The following is a 16,463-nucleotide window of genomic DNA, read 5'->3' on the forward strand; positions in this document are numbered from 1 at the left end:
TCAGATCAGCCGCGGTCGGCGCGCAGCATGACAACGGAAAGCGGCGGCAGCGTTACCTTGGCCGAGGCCGGTTGGCCCTGCAGCGGCTGTCCGGTCGCAAGCACGCGGCCCATATTGCCCATGCCGGTACCGCCGTACTGTTCGGCATCGGTGTTCAGCACCTCCTGCCATGCGCCGGGTTCGGGCAGGCCCAGCGCCATCCCCTCTCGCGGGACGGGGGTGAAGTTGCAGATGACGGCCACCGGGGGATCGCCCGCGTCGCCCCGCCGGATCCACGCAAAGACCGACTGGTCCGCCGCATCGCCGAGGATCCATTCAAAACCCGCGGGGTCGGTGTCGCGGCGGTGCAGGGCGGGCGTGTCCCGGTAAAGCCGGTTGAGATCGCGCACGAGGTTTTGCAGGCCCGCATGGCGCGGATCATCCAATGCGGCCCAGTCCAGTTCGCCGTTGTGGTTCCACTCGGCCACCTGTCCGAACTCCTGCCCCATGAACAGCAGCTTCTTGCCCGGATGACCCCACATCAGCCCATAATAGGCGCGCAGGTTCGCGAATTTCTGCCAGGCGTCGCCCGGCATCTTGCCCAGCATGCTGCCCTTGCCGTGCACCACCTCGTCATGGCTGATCGGCAGGATGAAATTTTCCGAGAAGGCGTAGGTTAGCCCGAAGGTGATCTTGTTGTGGTGATGGCGGCGATAGACCGGGTCTTTCTGGATGTAATCCAGCGTGTCATGCATCCAGCCCATGTTCCATTTGAAGCCGAAACCCAGCCCGCCCGAGGACACGGGCCGCGACACGCCCGGAAAGGCGGTGCTTTCCTCGGCCACTGTCATAACGCTGGCGTCGTCGCCGTAGACCTCGGTATTCATCCGCTGCAACAGCGCGATGGCCTCGTAATTCTCGCGCCCGCCATCCTTGTTGGGAATCCATTCGCCCTCGTCCCGGGAATAGTCGCGGTAGAGCATCGAGGCGACCGCATCCACGCGCAGCCCGTCGATATGGTACTCCTCCAGCCAGTATCGGGCATTGGCGACGAGGAAATTCTGCACCTCGGTGCGCCCGAAATTGTAGATCAGCGTGTTCCAGTCCTTGTGAAACCCCTCCCGCGGGTCGGCATGTTCGTAAAGCGCGGTGCCGTCGAACTGGCCCAGCCCGTGGGCGTCGGACGGGAAGTGGGCGGGCACCCAGTCCAGCAGCACGCCCAACCCCTTGCGATGGGCCGCGTCGATCAGGTCGCGAAACTCATGCGGGGGGCCGTGCCGGACCGTCGGCGCGAACAGCCCCGTGGGCTGATAGCCCCAGGACCCGTCAAAGGGATGCTCGGCGATGGGCAAAAGCTCGATATGGGTGAACCCCATGTCGGCGGCATAGTCGACCAACTCTTCGGCGGCCTCCTTGTAGGAGATCGGGCGGTTGTTCTGGCTGGCGTCCCGCCGCCAAGACCCAAGGTGAACCTCGTAGATCGAGATCGGGGCAGAGACGCTGTTTTGCGCCGCACGCGTCTGCATCCACGCGGCGTCATGCCAGCCGTAACCGGCGATATCGCGCACCACGCTGGCCGTTTGCGGCGGATGCTGCGCCCCGAAACCGACCGGGTCGGCCTTCAGCGGCAGGACAGTGCCATCGGCGGCGACGATTTCGTATTTGTAGACGGTGCCCTCGCCCAGATCGGGCAGAAAGATCTCCCACACGCCCGAGGCACCGCGCTTGCGCATCACGTCGCGCCGCCCGTCCCAGTCGTTGAAATTGCCCACGACCGACACGCGCCGGGCATTCGGCGCCCAGATCGCGAAATGGGTGCCCCTGACGCCCTCATGCTCCACCACATGCGCGCCGAGCTTTTCCCAAAGCCGGGCATGGGTGCCTTCGCCGATCAGGTATTCGTCCATCTCGCCCAGAACCGGGCCAAAGCTGTAGGGGTCGCGATAGGTCTGCGTGTGGCCGTTGGCCGCCGTCTTGGTCAGGCGATAGCGCCCCTCCCGCGGCAACTCTCCCACAAAGATCTCCGGCGCGCCCTCGACGGGTTTGAGGGGAATGGAGGCACCGCCGATATCGGCAGACAGCTTCGCCGCCCCCGGTGCGAACGCGGTCAGCCGCCGCCCCTCGGGCGCGCTGCGGGGACCGAGATGCGCGAACAGGTCGTCGGCCGTTCCGCGCATGATTTTGGAATAGGCCGTGGCTGACATGGGGTTTCCTTTCGTCTTGGTCTGTTTCCCTGCCTTGGACGCAACGCATGCCCGTCTCGTCCGGTGTCCCGGACAAGATCATGCGGCGGCAGGATGGAGGGGCGCGGCCGGGCCGTTCCCCCTCCCGATTATCGGTGTCGGCGCGTCGGCTGGCTCAGGCGGCCGGGCGGGTTTGGCCCGTGCCCGAAGGACCGGCCAACGCCTGCATCTGGTGTTCCGCCCAGAAGCGGATGTCATAGCGATGCACGCCGTCGCGCAGGGCGGCCATCCGGTCGCGTCGTTCTTCCTTCGGCATCTCCAGCGCCTGTGAAATCGCGCTGTCCATGGACCGATGCGAGAACGGGTTGGTCAGAAGCGCCGATCCCATCTCGACCGCGGCGCCCGCGAATTCCGACAGCACCAGCACGCCATCGCCATCGACGCGGGCCGCGGCGAATTCCTTGCAGACCAGGTTCATCCCGTCGGCAAGCGGTGTGATCCAGGCGACATCGGCGGCGCGATAATAGGCCACCAGATCCTCGAACGGGATGGCCCGGCTGATCAGCGCGATGGGCTGCCAGTCAAGCGTGCCGAACCGTCCGTTGATGCGGCCGGCCATCTGTTCGATCTCGGTCTGGATGTTTTCATAGACCGTCATGTTGCGGTTGGCGGGCACCGAGACATGCATCAGGCGCACCTTGCCGCGCAGGTCGGGGCGGCTTTCCAAAAGCCGCTCATAGCTCGACAGCTGTTCGATCCCGCCCTTGGTGTAATCGGTGCGCCCGACCGAAAGGATCAGCTGCGCCTCACCCAGATCGGCGCGGATCTCGGCGGCGCGGGTCGCGGTTTCCTCGCGCCGGGCAATGCTGTCGATATAATCGGCATCGACACCAACGGGCGAGGCCTGCACCGCGATCTGACGCCCGTCATAGTTCAGAAGGGTCGGCACGCTGCGTTCCGACAGGGCCGTGACCTCGGCCGCGAATTCCGGGTCGACCTTCTGGCGCGCGGCGACATCGACATCCAGCAGACTGCGCGCGGCCGAGACGAAGTTCGACACATAGCGCGGGATGTGGAAGCCCACGACATCGCAGGCCAGCAGGCTTTCAAGGATCTCCTTGCGCCAGGGCAGCACGTTGAACGTGTCGGCCGCCGGGAAGGGCGTGTGGTGGAAAAAACTGATCTTCACGTCCGGTCGCAGGGTGCGCAGATAGCCCGGCACCAGCCACAGGTTGTAGTCATGCACCCAGACCACGGCACCCTGGGCCGCCTCGGCCGCCGCAGCCTCGGCAAAGGCCCAGTTCACCTCTCGGAACGTCGGCCAGTCCACGGGGTCGTAGTTATAGCGTTCCTTGAAGGAATGCAGGATCGGCCAGAACGCCTCTTTCGAGGTGACGTGGTAGAAGCTTTTCACCTGTTCCGCCGTCAGCGGCAGGCGCGACACGGTGTATTTTCCGTATTGGTCGTCGATTTCCACCACCCGGTCGAAATCGGGGTTGGAGGGGTCCTCCGCCTGTTTCCAGGCGACCCAGGACCCGCTTTCGAACCGGCCGAAAAAGCTTTTCAGCGTCGGCACGATGCCGTTGGGGCTCTTGTTCTCGCGGAATTCGATCTTTCCATCGACTTCCACCTCCTCATAGGGCTGCCGGTGATAGACGATGACGAGATTCGAGGGCATTTCAGGCTCCTGTAGGGTTGTCGTGAAGGGCGAAGGCGTTGATCGCCTCCATGATGCCGGCCGCGCCATGGGCGCGGGCGGTGTAGACGTGGTCGAGGCCGCGAAGGCGGTCGAGCAGGGCGCTTTCGGAATTGCCAACCGCCACCGCGTTCAACCCGCATTCAAGCATCGAGAGATCGTTCAGCGTATCGCCCGCTGCCAGCACCCGCGCCTGCGGGATGCCCAGATGGGCGATGAGACGCTTCAACGACGGCCCCTTGGACACGCCCTTGGGCAGCACGTCGAAAAACCGCTTGTCCGAAATCAGCCAGTCAAGGCCGAGGCGTTCGATCTTGTCCTCGGCCGTCGCGCAATAGGTGCCAGCGTCCAGATCGAAGCTGACCCGGTGGCGGAACGCCGTCGGCTGAAGCGACAGGCCGGGATGTCCGTCCAGCGTCTCGCGCACCGCGTCGCCCTTGTCGCCCCAGCGGTCGGAAATATCCGCCTCAAGCGCGGGGATCGGGGTGATGGCATGGCGCGGCACGACCTCGGCAATCGTGGTGCCGACATCGCCCACCACATAGTCCGGCCAGGGCAGGCCGCGCTGGCTGCACAGTTCCATGATGAAGTCGGGATCGCGGCCGGTGACGAAGATCAGCCCGATGCTGACGCGGTTGTCCTCGATCCAGTTGTAGAGCGTACGCCGGTCGGCCTCGGCCCCGCCAAGGAAGGTCCCGTCCAGATCCGTGGCAAGAACGAACTGACGGTCGGAAAGCGGCGGCAAAAGCTTGGTCTGGATATTCATGCGGTGGCTCCGAAAGGCAGGGGAACGGTCGGGGCGGGATGGTCGAACGAGAGGTCGAGCGCGCGCGGTTCGGCCTCGATCGGCCGGGTCCAGAGGTCGGAGAAGCTGCGTTCCAGATCGGCGCCTTCATGCAGAACGGCGTTGACCGTTTCGCAGATCGGCATCGGAACGCCGATACGGCGGGCAAGGTCGATCACCGAACGGGCGTTCACCTCGCCCTCGACCACCACCGGGCGGCCGTCGAAACAGGCCTCTCGTGCAAGTCCCTGCCCCAGCTGGGTGCCCAGCGACATGTTGCGCGAGGTGGCGGATGAACAGGTCAGCGTCAGATCGCCCGCGCCGGACAGGCCCGTGACGGTTTCACGCTTGCCGCCCAACGCCTCGGCCAGCAGCTTCATCTCATCCATGCCGCGGGCAATCAGCGCCGCGCGGGTATTTTCCGCAAAGCCCGCGCCCGACATCATCCCGCAGGCGATGGCGATCACGTTCTTGACGGCCCCGCCGACCTCTACCCCGACAAGGTCGTCGGAGACATACGGGCGGAACCCCCCGCCGCTGAGCGACATGGCGAGCCGGGCCGCGGGGCTGGCATGCGGGTCCAGCCGGTCGGCATAGGTGAAGGGGAAGGCAACCGTCGCCGCCGTGGGATGGCCGAGCGCGGTTTCGCGGGCAAAGGTCGGGCCCGAGATCGCGCCGACGGGGTGGCCGGGCAATTCGTCACTCGCCACCTCGGACAGCAACAGGCCGGTCTTGCGCTCGATCCCCTTGGCGCACAGCGCGACCGGAATGCCCGGCGGCAGGTGCGGCGCCGCGGCCCGGCACATCGGGCGCAGGCTCGCCGATGGTGTGACGAACAGCACGGCCTCGGCCCCCTGCAAGACGTCGGACAAGCTGGCGCTTGCGACGATCCCGTCGGGCAGGTCGATGCCGGACAGGTAATCGGGGTTCTGCCCGGTCTCATTGATCGTGGCCGCCAACGCCTCGCGGCGCGCCCACAACCGGACAGCACAGCCGTTTCGGGCCAGCACCGCGGCCAGCGCTGTCCCCCACGACCCCGCGCCGAGGACGGCAATACGCTTGTAGGAATGGGATGGAGACCTGGGCGCGAGCGTATCTTTCATTGCGATCCTGTGTTTCTCGACGTTGCGATTGCCAGCCGAACAAGCGTCGTTCGACCGGGCAGACCGAAGGTGCGGCCCGCGTCATCCCGCCGTTGGACCAGACGGCGATGTGCCGGGTCGGACGGGGTTCTGTTGCGTGTGTCTTGAAGGCTAAGTCTGAAAGCGCAGGCTTCAAGTCCACGCTGCCCTGCAGCACCGCCGAACGCCCATATTGGGGTAAGATATGCTTCGGTATACGTAGTAATTAGGCGGTATGCCCGAATTTCAGGCAATAGGGTGGGGACGCGATATGCTCAAAAACGTTTCAAATGCAGGGGAAATACGGGGCTCTGGCGCACGTATTTGCTTAGATAGACAAAGCGCCATCCAATCCAAACAAATGCTGCGCAAGCAAAGTCGGGATGACCGACGCATGGATCGCGTCATCACGAAACCAAGCAAGCCCCCCGTCCACACCCGCGTGCCGAGCGACCTTGACACGCCAAGCGGTCTTGGCCGACCCTTCGACCAACTTGCACGACAAGAAAAGACAGGGAGATTTCTGGACTCATGACAGTTTTCGAGAGGAAAGGTTTGTCTCGGCTCGCACTTGCGGCGTTGGTCTCCGTCACGGCCGCAGCACCGGGTCTGGCACAGGACATCCGGTTCTGGACCATGGAAGAACAGCCCGACCGGCTGGCCAAGCAGCAGGAGATGGCCGAAGCCTTCAAGGTGGAAACCGGGATCTCGGTGGAGGTCATCCCGGTGACCGAGTCCGAGCTTGGTACGCGGGCGACCGCCGCCTTTGCCGCGGGCGATCTGCCGGACGTGATCTATCACCCGCTGTCCTACGCGCTGCCCTGGGTGGAGGCCGGTATCCTTGACCCCGAGGCCGCGGCAGAGGTGATCGAGGCGCTGGATCCCACAACCTTCGCCGAGGGACCGATGGAGATGGCCGCGTTCGAGGATGGCTGGGCCGCGGTTCCGGCGGACGGCTGGACCCAGATGATCCTCTATCGCAAGGACCTGTTCGAGACCGCCGGGCTGGCCCCGCCCACCACCTATGCCAATGTGCTGGCCGCGATCGAGACGCTGCATTCCCCGCCCGAGATGTACGGCTTTGTCGCCGCGACCAAGGTGGACGAGGCATTCATGAGCCAGGTGCTGGAACATGTCTTCCTTGCCAACGGGCTCAGCCCGGTGGACGAAGACGGGTTCGTGCCGCTGGATATGGCGAAGACGACCGAGGTGCTCGAATTCTACAAGGCCATCGCAGAGGCCTCCCCGCCGGGTGAGCTCTACTGGAAGCAATCGCGGGAGGTCTATTTCGCGGGCAAGGCCGCGATGATCATCTGGTCGCCCTTCATCCTGGATGAACTGGCGGGGCTGCGCGACAGCGCACCGCCAACGATCAACGACGATCCGACCTCACCCGAACTGGCCGAGAAGACGGGCATCGTGACCACCTTTGCAGGCCCGTCGAACCCCGACGGCGCGGCGTGGTCTGCAACCAATTTCTTCGGGATCACGGTCGACGCCGATATCGACGCCGCGATCAGGTTCGTCGAATACTCGATGGGCGCGGGGTACATGCAGACGCTGTCCATCGCGCCCGAGGGCAAGTTCCCGGTGCGCCGGGGCACCGCGCCGGGCGATACCAGTTTCGTCGAGGCCTGGGCCAGCCTGCCGGTCGGGGTCGACCGCAAGGCCCCCCTGTCAGAGTTTTATGCGCAGGACGTGATCGACCGGATCGTCGGCGGGCTTGACGTGGCGCAGCGCTGGGGCGTGAAGGAGGGGCAGCTTGCGCTGGCCTCCCGCATCCTCAACACGCAGGTCATCAACCGGCTGGTGCGCGAATATATCGACGGGGCGCGGGACGCGACGGCGACAGTCGAGGCGCTGAACGCCGAGCTTGCGAAGATCCAGTGACGACCGGCGACACCGGGCGCGGCGCTGGCCGTGCCCGGCCACAATCCCCGTTCGTGACGCCACCCAGCCCGCCACACATGCGGGGCGCGCTTGCCCGGCGCGAGGCACGGCTGGCCTGGGGCATGTTGCTGCCCACGGTCAGCATCGTTGCGCTGGTGGTCCTCCTGCCGCTGCTGGCCGTGTTCTGGATCAGCGTCAAACCCGTGGGCCTTGCCGATCTGCGCCCGACGCAACCCGTGGTCCGCGAAAGCTTTCGCGCGCCCGAGGCGGCGGGCGATGCCGGGCGGCTGGACTATCGCTTGCGCAATTCCAGCCAGGACCAGCCGATCCACGATGTCCGGCTGACCGATACGCTGCCCGATGGCCTGACCGTCACCGATCTGCCCGACATGTGCCGGCTGGATGGCCGGGTGCTCTCCTGCGATCTGGGCGACTGGGACGGCGGGCATCGTGACCGGCTGCGCGTGGGGGTCGTGGCCGAAGCGCGCTTTTTCACCAATGACAGCGCGCCGGGGGACAGCCCGCCCCGGATCACCGGACGGGCCGAGAATATCCTGACCAATACCAGCTTCACCTTTCAGAACTTCACCGCGATCTTCAGCGCGGCAGAGTTCTGGCAGGTGCTTTGGGTGACGATCGTCTACACCGTCTTCGGCACGCTCGGCGCGCTGGTCGCGGGGCTCTTTGCAGCGCTTCTTCTCAACGAGAGCTTTCGCGGCAAGGGCGTGTTGCGGGGCCTGTTCCTGTTTCCCTATGTCGCCCCGGTGATCGCGGTGGCGTTCACATGGGTGACGCTGTTCGATCCATTCTCGGGCTCTGCCAATGCGCTGCTGATCCAGATGGGGGTGATTGCAGAGCCGATCAATTTCTTCGGCCAGCGCCCGCTGGCCCTGATCATGGTCATCGTGTTCGAGGTCTGGCGCTATTTCCCGCTGTCCTTCCTGTTCATCCTCGCCCGGATGCAGTCGATCGACACCGATATGTATGAAGCCGCCGATATGGACGGCGCCTCGCCCTTCCAGAAATTCTGGTATCTGTCGCTGCCGATGCTGTTGGGAATCCTCAGCGTGCTGTTCCTGCTGCGCTTCATCTGGACCTTCAACAAGTTCGACGACATCTTCCTTTTGACCGGCGGCAATGCGGGCACGCGCACGCTGACCGTGAATGTCTATGAACAGGCTTTCGCCGTGTCGAATATCGGGGCCGGCGCCGCGGTGGCGGTGGTGATCTTCGCCTGTCTGCTGCTCTTTTCGGTTTTCTTCTTCCGCTTCGTCAGCCGGGAGGAAGGGCTATGAGGCGGCTTCGAAACGGCCTGGTGATCGCGCCGGTCCTGGCGGTGGTGTGGGCGTTCCTGGTCGCGATAGTCGTGTCGGTCGGCCTGTCCTTCACCACCGGCGCGGCGTTTCGGCCAGGGGGGATCGGCTGTGTGGTGCTGGGGGTGGCACTTGCGCTTTTGACCCTGCGGGGCTGGCCGCGGGTTCTGGTTGCCATTGTGGGCGTGATCCTTGGGGGCGCGCTGATGCTGACGCCCCTTGCGCCCATCGTGACCGGGGCCGGGGTCGGGGCGGTGGCCTTCGGGGCAGGCGCGGCGATGCTGGGGCTGGGCAGTGCCCTGCCGCTTGTCCCCATGCTGCGCGGCCTGCCCGCCGGGCCCGCCACGCGGCACGAGGCCGAGGCCGCGATCAGCGGCTTCTTGTTTCGCGCGGGGCTGGTGGTCTTTGCCGCGCTGGTGATCATCCCGTTCTACGTCATGGTGATGACCAGCCTGAAATCGCAGGGCGCGCTTTTGCAGAACCCGCTGGATTTCTCCATCGACCTCACCCGCGGGGCCGAACTGTTCCGATCCTATATCGAGCTTTTCCGCGACTTCCGGTTCGGCAGTTACCTTTGGACATCGTTCTACGTCTCTGTCCTGACGGTTCTGATCACGCTGATGTTCAGCGTCCCCGGCGCCTATGCCGTGGCGCGCCTGCGGTTCCGGGGCGAAAGCTGTTCTCCCGCTCGATCCTGCTGATCTACATGGTGCCGATGATCGTTCTGGCGCTGCCGATCTATATCGGCTTCTCGATGAGCGGCTTGCGCAACACGATCATCGGTATCGTGCTGATTTATCCCGTCACCACGATCCCGGTCGCGCTTTACATGTTGCAGGGCTATTTCCGCGGCCTGCCGGCAGAGGTGGAAGAGGCCGGGCTGATGGACGGGCTGTCGCGCCTGCAGGTGATCTGGAAGATCACGCTGCCGCTGTCGCTGCCCGCGCTGGCGAGCGTCTCGCTTTATGTCTTCATGATCGCGTGGAACGAGTTCCTGCTGGCCTTCATGTTGCTGGACGATCCGTCGAAATTCACCCTGACCCGCGGGGTGACGATGCTGAATTCGTCCGAGATCCCGCGCCAGCACCTGATGGCCGGGGCGGTGATCGCGACGGTGCCGGTGATGGTGCTGTTCCTGGGGCTGGAACGGTTCATGACGCGGGGCCTGACCGCCGGGTCGGTGAAGGGATGAAGGCGGGCATGGCAGCCACAGACAGGGGGACAGAATGGGCGCGATAACGCTGCGGGCCGTCGAAAAATGGTTCGACGAGGTGCAGGTCATCAAGGGCATCGACCTGGCGATCGAGGCGGGCGAATTCGTCGTGTTCGTCGGCCCGTCCGGCTGCGGCAAGTCCACGCTTCTGCGAATGATCGGCGGGCTGGAAGATACCTCTCGCGGGGTGATCGAGATCGACGGGCGGGACGTGACCGACCAACCCCCGGCGCGGCGGGGCCTGACCATGGTGTTCCAGTCCTACGCGCTTTACCCGCATATGTCGGTGCGCGAAAATATGGGGTTTTCGCTGAAAACCGCCGGCGCGCCGAAGGCCGAGATCGACGCCAAGGTGGGCCATGCGGCCGAGATCCTGAAGCTTGACGCCTATCTCGACCGCCGGCCCAAGGACCTGTCGGGCGGGCAGCGCCAGCGCGTCGCCATCGGCCGGTCCATCGTGCGCGAACCCACGGCCTTTCTGTTCGATGAACCGCTGTCCAACCTCGACGCCGCGCTTCGGGTCGAGATGCGCTATGAAATCGCCAAGCTGCATCAGGCGCTGGACACCACGATGATCTATGTCACCCATGACCAGGTCGAGGCGATGACGCTGGCCGACCGGATCGTGGTGCTGGAGGCGGGGCAGATCGCACAGGTGGGCACGCCGCGCGCGCTTTACGAGACGCCGGCCAACCTGTTCGTGGCGCAATTCATCGGCAGCCCCAAGATGAACATCCTGCCCTGCACGGTGGAGGGTCAGACCTGGCGGATCGAGAGGGGCCGCGGCGGGCCCTATAACGGCGCCGGGGCCGCGGTGCATCTGGGCATCCGCCCCGAACATATCGCCATTGCCGAGGTGGGCACCGGGCACTGCGACGGCACCGTCGACGTGGTGGAATATCTCGGCGCCGACTGCTTCGTGGTGGTCGATTGCGGGCCGCTTGGCCGCGTCACCGTCCGCACGACCGGCACGACAGATGTTGCCGTGGGCCAGGCCGTCGGCCTTGCCTTCGACCCTGACTGGCTGACCTTTTTCGGTGCGGACGGTCAGGCGATCTAGGCACCAGGCCGCTGAACGCGCGGTGTTACGCCCGGCTGTATCCCAGCGAGGCCTGCAACAGACTTTGCGAATAGGGGTGGGTCGGCTGCATGGCGCGCATCTCCTCCACCCCCATGACCTCCACGATCTCGCCCGCCTGCATGACCGCGATGCGTTCGCACATATGCGCCACCACCGACAGATCGTGGGACACCATGAGAAAGGTCAACGCATGCTCGGCCCTGAGATCGCTCAGCAGGTTCAGAATCTCGGCCTGCACCGAGACGTCGAGCGCCGAGGTCGGCTCATCCAGCAGCAGGATCGACGGCTCTGGCGCAAGGGCGCGGGCGATGGCCACCCGCTGGCGCTGGCCACCCGACAACTGGTGCGGAAACCGGAACCGGAACGCCGGGCCCAGACCCACATCGTTCAGCAGTTGTTCGATCCGCGGCTCGATATCCCGGAACCCGTGCAGGTACAGCGTTTCTGACAGGACCTGATCGACCGACTGCCGCGGGTGGAGCGAGGCGTAAGGATCCTGAAACACCATCTGCACGGTCTTGTAGAAGGACCGGTCGCGTTTCCGGCCAATCGGCTGACCATTGACCAGCACCTGCCCCGACCAGTCGGGCGCAAGGCCCGTCAGCGCGCGCAGGATGGTCGACTTGCCGGATCCGGATTCGCCCACCAGCCCGAAGCTTTCCCCCGGCGCCACGGTGAAACTGGCCGATTTGACCGCATCGACGCGGTCGACCCCTTCGCCGAACCAGACATTGAGGGTGTCGAAACTCAGCGCCGTCATTGCGAAGGCCCCACGCTTGGCGCCGCGGCCCAGGCCGGGTCGCGTTTCAGAACCTCTAGCCGCTTTTGCGGCGCATCGAACCGCGGCAGGGAATTCAGAAGACCCCGGGTGTAGGGATGCTTTGCCTCGTGCAATTTTCCGGCCTCGCAGGTTTCGACGACGCGGCCGGCATACATGATCAGCACCCTGTCGCAGAACTGCGCCACAAGGTTCAGGTCGTGGCTGATGAAGATCAGCCCCATGCCGCGATCCTGCACCAGCCGGTCCATGATCTGCAGCACCTGCGCCTGAACAGAGACATCGAGCGCCGAGGTCGGTTCGTCCGCGATCAGCAGGTCGGGGTCGGGCAACAGCATCATGGCAATCATGATCCGCTGGCCCATGCCGCCCGACATCTCGTGCGGATAGGCGCGCATCACGCGTTCTGGGTCGCGGATCGACACGGCCTCCAGCATCTCGATGGCCTTGGCGCGGGCCTCCGCGCGAGAGCCTTTGGCATGCAGGCGCCAGGCCTCGATCAACTGGTCGCCCACGCTCATCACCGGGTTCAGCGAGAATTTCGGGTCCTGCATGACCATCGAAATCCGCTCTCCCCGCACCTTGCGCATCTCGACTTCGGATTTCTCCAGAAGGTTCGCGCCCTCCAGCCGGATATGGCCGGCCTCGACCTGCCCCGGCGGGCGGATCAGGCGCAGGATGGCCCGGCCGGTCATCGACTTGCCCGAGCCGGACTCGCCCACGATGCCCAGCCTTTCCCGCCCCAGCCGGAAAGAGACACCGCGCACCGCCTCGAACACACCCTTCCGGGTGGGGAAACGAACCCAGAGGTCTTGCACGTCAAGCAGGTCGGTCATTTCTCACTCTTCGGGTCAAGGACGTCGCGCAAACCGTCGCCCAGCAGGTTGAAGGCCAGCGACACGGTGAAGATGGCAAGCCCCGGCATGGTCGCCACCCACCAGTGATCAAGGATGAAACGCCGCCCTTCGGAAATCATCGCGCCCCATTCCGGGCTGGGCGGCTGCGCGCCGAGGCCGAGGAACCCAAGACCCGCCGCCGCAAGGATGATGCCGGCCATGTCGAGCGTGACCCGCACGATCAGCGAGGAGATGCAAAGCGGCCAGATATGCCTGGTCACGATCCGGATCGGCCCCGCCCCCTGCAGGCGCACCGCGCTGATGAAGTCGGAATTGCGGATCGTCAGCGTCTCTGCCCGCGCGATCCGGGCATAGGGTGGCCAGGCGGTCAGCGAAATGGCCAACACCGCGTTCTCGATCCCCGCGCCAAGGGCCGCGACGAAGGCCAACGCGAGAACCAGCCGCGGGAAGGCGAGAAAGATATCGGTGATGCGCATCAGGATCAGGTCGACCCAGCCGCCCACATAGCCCGCCACCGTGCCGACGATCAGGCCCGCAATCGGCGCGATCAGCGCCACCAGCGTAACGATATACAGAGTGATGCGAGAGCCGTAGATCAGCCGCGACAGGATATCCCGCCCCAGGCTGTCGGTGCCCAGCAGATGCCCCTCTGTCCCCAGCGGCTTCAGCCGGTTGGTCAGGTCCTGCGTGAACGGGTCATGGGGCGCAAGCCACGGCGCAAAGGCCGCCATCAGCAGCAACGCGATCAGGATCGAGAGGCCGAACATCGCAAGGTGATTGCCGCGGAAGGCCAGCCAGCCCTGATAAAGATTCGCCAGCCGCGCCTGCATCCGCGAATGGGGTGTGTCGGTCAGCAGCCAGTCGCGCCAGCCTGTGGTGTCGCTCATTTGGCCCTCGGATCGAAGAACTTGTAAAGGAGGTCGGAAAACACGTTCAGCAGGACGAAGACGAGGCCAACGACCACCGTGCCGCCCAGAACCGCGTTCATGTCGGCCGACAACAGCGCCGTGGTGATGTAGCTGCCGATGCCCGGCCAAGCGAAAATGATCTCGGTCAGCACCGACCCTTCCAGAAGGCCCGCATAGGAAAGCGCGATCACAGTGATCAGTTGCACCCGGATGTTGCGGAAGGCGTGGCCCCAGATCACCGCCCATTCGCCCAGCCCCTTGACGCGGGCGGTGGTGACATATTCGGCGCTCAACTGTTCCAGCATGAACGACCGCGTCATGCGGCTGATATAGGCCAGGCTGTAATAGCCCAATAGCGACGCGGGCAGGATGATATGGCTAAACGCATCGCGCAGCACCGTCCAGTTCCGGTCAAGGATGCTGTCGACAAGGATCATCCCCGTCACCGGCGGCACGATATCGGCATAGAAGATCGAGACCCGCCCCGGCCCGCCAACCCAGCCGAGAATCCCGTAGAAGATCAAAAGGCCCATCAGGCCCAGCCAGAAGATCGGCATCGAGTAGCCCACCAGCGCCACGACGCGGGCGATCTGGTCGATGAGAGAGCCGCGCTTGACCGCCGCGATCACGCCCAGCGGCACACCCGCCACCACGCCGATCAACGTCCCCAGCGTGGCCAGTTCCAGCGTGGCCGGGAAGACCCGGGCGATATCTTCCGACACCGGGCGGCCGTTCAGAAGCGACATGCCGAAATCGCCATGCAGCACGTCCCAAAGGTACAGCGCGAACTGCACGATCAGAGGCCGGTCGAGGCCCATTTCGTCATAGACCTGCTGATAGGTCTCGGGCGTGGCACGCTCGCCCACCACGGCCAGAACCGGGTCGATGGGCATCACGCGGCCGATCACGAAGGTCACGAACAACAGACCCAGCATGGTGATCGCGATCGATCCCAGCGTAACGCCCGTCTTCGTCGCCCAAGCGGGGAAGAGCGCCGCGCGGCGCCCTTCCTGTTTCTGCTCCGTCAGGGCCACTTACTTGGTGACCTGCCAGTAGGAGGCGGCCGTGATCGCCTGACCGGTGGAGAAGTTCGTGATGTTGTCGCGCATCGCCGATTGCTCGATCTTCTGGGCAATGATGGCGAAGGGCGACGTCTCGCGGAATTCGGCCTGAATGTCGCGATACATCTGCGCGCGCGTTTCCCGATCATTCTCGACCACGGCGGCATCGACCTGCGCGGTCAGATCGCCCGGGTTCCAGCTGTTGCGCCATGCCAGCACGCCGGTCAGCCCGGCCTCATCAGAGTTGTCGGGGTTCCACGCAAAGGTCGAGGCGTTGGTCTGCGGGTCCGGGTAATCCGGGCCCCATGCGCCGACATACAGGTCCAGTTCACGCGCGCGGTACATGCCAAGGATTTGCTTGCCGGTGCCGACCGTCAGGTTCAGCGTGATCCCGGCCTGCGCAAAGGTGTTCTGCAGGGACTGCGCGATCTCAAGACGTTCCTGCGCCTCGCGCACGCCGGCGGTCAGCGTCATCCCATCGACCCCAGCCTCGGCCAACAGCGCCTTGGCCTTTTCGACATCCAGCGAGAACGGATTCTCCTTGACCGACCCAAGATAGGTCAGCGGCAGGAAGTTCTGATGAACGGTGTACTGCCCCTTGAGGAAGCTGTTCACCATGCCTTCGTAGTCGATCAGGTACTTGATCGCCTGCCGCACCTGCGGCTTGGACAGTTCGGGATGCTTCTGGCTGACCGAGATATACATCAGCCGGCCCTTCAGTTCGTCCTGAACCTTAATGCCGTCTTCGTCCATCACGCCGGCCACGTCTTCGGGGTTCAGGTCGCGCGCGATATCGATATCGCCGCGTTCCAGCAGCAGGCGCTGGGTGGCGCTTTCCTGGATGTGGCGCACGACAACGCGGTCCAGATGCGGCGCGCCGCCATAGTAATCGGGGTTCGCGGTCAGGGTCACAGATTCATTGGGTTTCCAGCCCACCAGCTTGTACGGCCCCGACCCGGCAGAGTTGGTCTTGAGCCAGAGATTGCCCATATCGCCGTCCTGCTCGTGCTCCATCACGACCTTCTTGTCGACGATACCGCCGATGGTGGCAGTCAGACAGTTCAGCACAAAGGACGTCGCATAGGGCTTGTCCGTCGTGATGATCAGCTTGTTGCCCTCGGCCCGGATCGTGTCTTCGACGTTGTCGGCGGTAAAGCCGAACTGGGTCAGGATGAACGACGGCGTCTTGTTCAGCAGAACCGCCCGGCGCAGCGAGAACTCCGCATCCTCCGCCGTCACCGGGTTGCCGGAGTGGAACGTCACGCCCTCGCGCATGGTAAAGGTGATGGTCTTGCCGTCCTCGGACACTTCCCAGCTTTCGGCAAGGTCGGGCTGATAACCGGCGTCCAGATCCATCGGGTCGAAATTGACCAGCTTGTTATAGATCTGGCGGCTGACATCCGATCCCGCGAATTCAAAGGATTCCGCCGGATCCAGCGTGGTGATGTCGTCGATCCGGTTGGCGATCACCAGCATGTTGGCGGGCGTTTCGGCCCCCGCAGGGATCGCGGTGACCGCCAGGGCCAGGCCCAGCGCAGCGCCGGACATCAGCTTGGAAAGTGCATTCATGGTTTTCAGTCCTCTCCTGTTGTCTTTGCG

Annotated in this window: 12 protein-coding genes and 1 pseudogene; 4 read left to right on the forward strand and 9 right to left on the reverse strand. The window is 64.6% G+C overall.

Going from position 1 to position 16,463, the window contains the following annotated elements; all coding sequences use genetic code 11:
• Positions 1 to 5: 5 nt before the first annotated feature.
• The 4 genes from glgB to RGUI_RS11150 all read right to left on the reverse strand — a co-directional run bounded on the left by glgB (position 6) and on the right by RGUI_RS11150 (position 5,745).
• A complete protein-coding gene (glgB, locus tag RGUI_RS11135; protein ID WP_081533129.1) occupies positions 6 to 2,183 on the reverse strand; it encodes a 1,4-alpha-glucan branching protein GlgB in 2,178 nt (725 codons plus the stop codon).
• 154 nt (positions 2,184 to 2,337) lie between these two features.
• Positions 2,338 to 3,840 (reverse strand): glucosylglycerol-phosphate synthase, encoded by a 1,503-nt coding sequence (gene ggpS, locus RGUI_RS11140; RefSeq protein ID WP_081533130.1) that lies wholly within the window; start codon positions 3,838 to 3,840, stop codon positions 2,338 to 2,340.
• A 1-nt stretch (position 3,841) separates the two neighbouring features.
• A complete protein-coding gene (locus RGUI_RS11145) occupies positions 3,842 to 4,624 on the reverse strand; it encodes an HAD family hydrolase (protein ID WP_081533131.1) in 783 nt (260 codons plus the stop codon).
• On the reverse strand, positions 4,621 to 5,745 hold the full coding sequence (locus RGUI_RS11150) for an NAD(P)H-dependent glycerol-3-phosphate dehydrogenase (RefSeq protein ID WP_081533132.1): 1,125 nt from the start codon (positions 5,743 to 5,745) through the stop codon (positions 4,621 to 4,623). The genes RGUI_RS11145 and RGUI_RS11150 overlap by 4 nt, the downstream gene beginning before the upstream one ends.
• 549 nt (positions 5,746 to 6,294) lie before the next feature.
• On the opposite strand from RGUI_RS11150, the gene RGUI_RS11155 reads away from it, so the two are divergent.
• The 4 genes and pseudogenes from RGUI_RS11155 (at position 6,295) to RGUI_RS11170 (ending at position 11,239) form a co-directional block, all read left to right on the forward strand.
• Positions 6,295 to 7,653 (forward strand): ABC transporter substrate-binding protein, encoded by a 1,359-nt coding sequence (locus tag RGUI_RS11155; protein ID WP_081533133.1) that lies wholly within the window; start codon positions 6,295 to 6,297, stop codon positions 7,651 to 7,653.
• A gap of 53 nt (positions 7,654 to 7,706) precedes the next feature.
• The gene (locus tag RGUI_RS11160; RefSeq protein ID WP_081536062.1) at positions 7,707 to 8,948 is read left to right on the forward strand and encodes a carbohydrate ABC transporter permease; all 1,242 of its coding nucleotides are present in this window, start codon (positions 7,707 to 7,709) and stop codon (positions 8,946 to 8,948) included.
• Positions 8,945 to 10,158: pseudogene (locus tag RGUI_RS11165) on the forward strand (carbohydrate ABC transporter permease). The gene RGUI_RS11160 and the pseudogene RGUI_RS11165 overlap by 4 nt, the downstream one beginning before the upstream one ends.
• Positions 10,159 to 10,192: 34 nt before the next feature.
• Positions 10,193 to 11,239 carry an ABC transporter ATP-binding protein gene (locus RGUI_RS11170; RefSeq protein ID WP_081533134.1) on the forward strand — a complete coding sequence of 349 codons (1,047 nt, stop codon included), beginning with the start codon at positions 10,193 to 10,195 and terminating at the stop codon, positions 11,237 to 11,239.
• A gap of 25 nt (positions 11,240 to 11,264) precedes the next feature.
• On the opposite strand, the gene RGUI_RS11175 is transcribed toward RGUI_RS11170, so the two are convergent.
• Genes RGUI_RS11175 through RGUI_RS11195 form a run of 5 tightly spaced genes read right to left on the reverse strand, consistent with a single transcriptional unit; the run spans position 11,265 to position 16,433 of the window.
• Entirely contained in the window at positions 11,265 to 12,020 is a 756-nt protein-coding gene (locus RGUI_RS11175) for an ABC transporter ATP-binding protein (RefSeq protein WP_081533135.1), read from the reverse strand.
• Positions 12,017 to 12,874 carry an ABC transporter ATP-binding protein gene (locus RGUI_RS11180; RefSeq protein ID WP_081533136.1) on the reverse strand — a complete coding sequence of 286 codons (858 nt, stop codon included), beginning with the start codon at positions 12,872 to 12,874 and terminating at the stop codon, positions 12,017 to 12,019. The genes RGUI_RS11175 and RGUI_RS11180 overlap by 4 nt, the downstream gene beginning before the upstream one ends.
• Positions 12,871 to 13,782 (reverse strand): nickel transporter permease, encoded by a 912-nt coding sequence (gene nikC, locus RGUI_RS11185; protein WP_081533137.1) that lies wholly within the window; start codon positions 13,780 to 13,782, stop codon positions 12,871 to 12,873. The genes RGUI_RS11180 and nikC overlap by 4 nt, the downstream gene beginning before the upstream one ends.
• Positions 13,779 to 14,837 carry an ABC transporter permease gene (locus RGUI_RS11190; RefSeq protein ID WP_081533138.1) on the reverse strand — a complete coding sequence of 353 codons (1,059 nt, stop codon included), beginning with the start codon at positions 14,835 to 14,837 and terminating at the stop codon, positions 13,779 to 13,781. The genes nikC and RGUI_RS11190 overlap by 4 nt, the downstream gene beginning before the upstream one ends.
• On the reverse strand, positions 14,838 to 16,433 hold the full coding sequence (locus RGUI_RS11195; protein WP_081533139.1) for an ABC transporter substrate-binding protein: 1,596 nt from the start codon (positions 16,431 to 16,433) through the stop codon (positions 14,838 to 14,840). It abuts the gene before it with no gap.
• Positions 16,434 to 16,463 lie beyond the last annotated feature (30 nt).

It is taken from the genome of Rhodovulum sp. P5 (assembly GCF_002079305.1).
In the GTDB taxonomy this organism is placed as follows: Bacteria; Pseudomonadota; Alphaproteobacteria; order Rhodobacterales; family Rhodobacteraceae; genus Rhodovulum.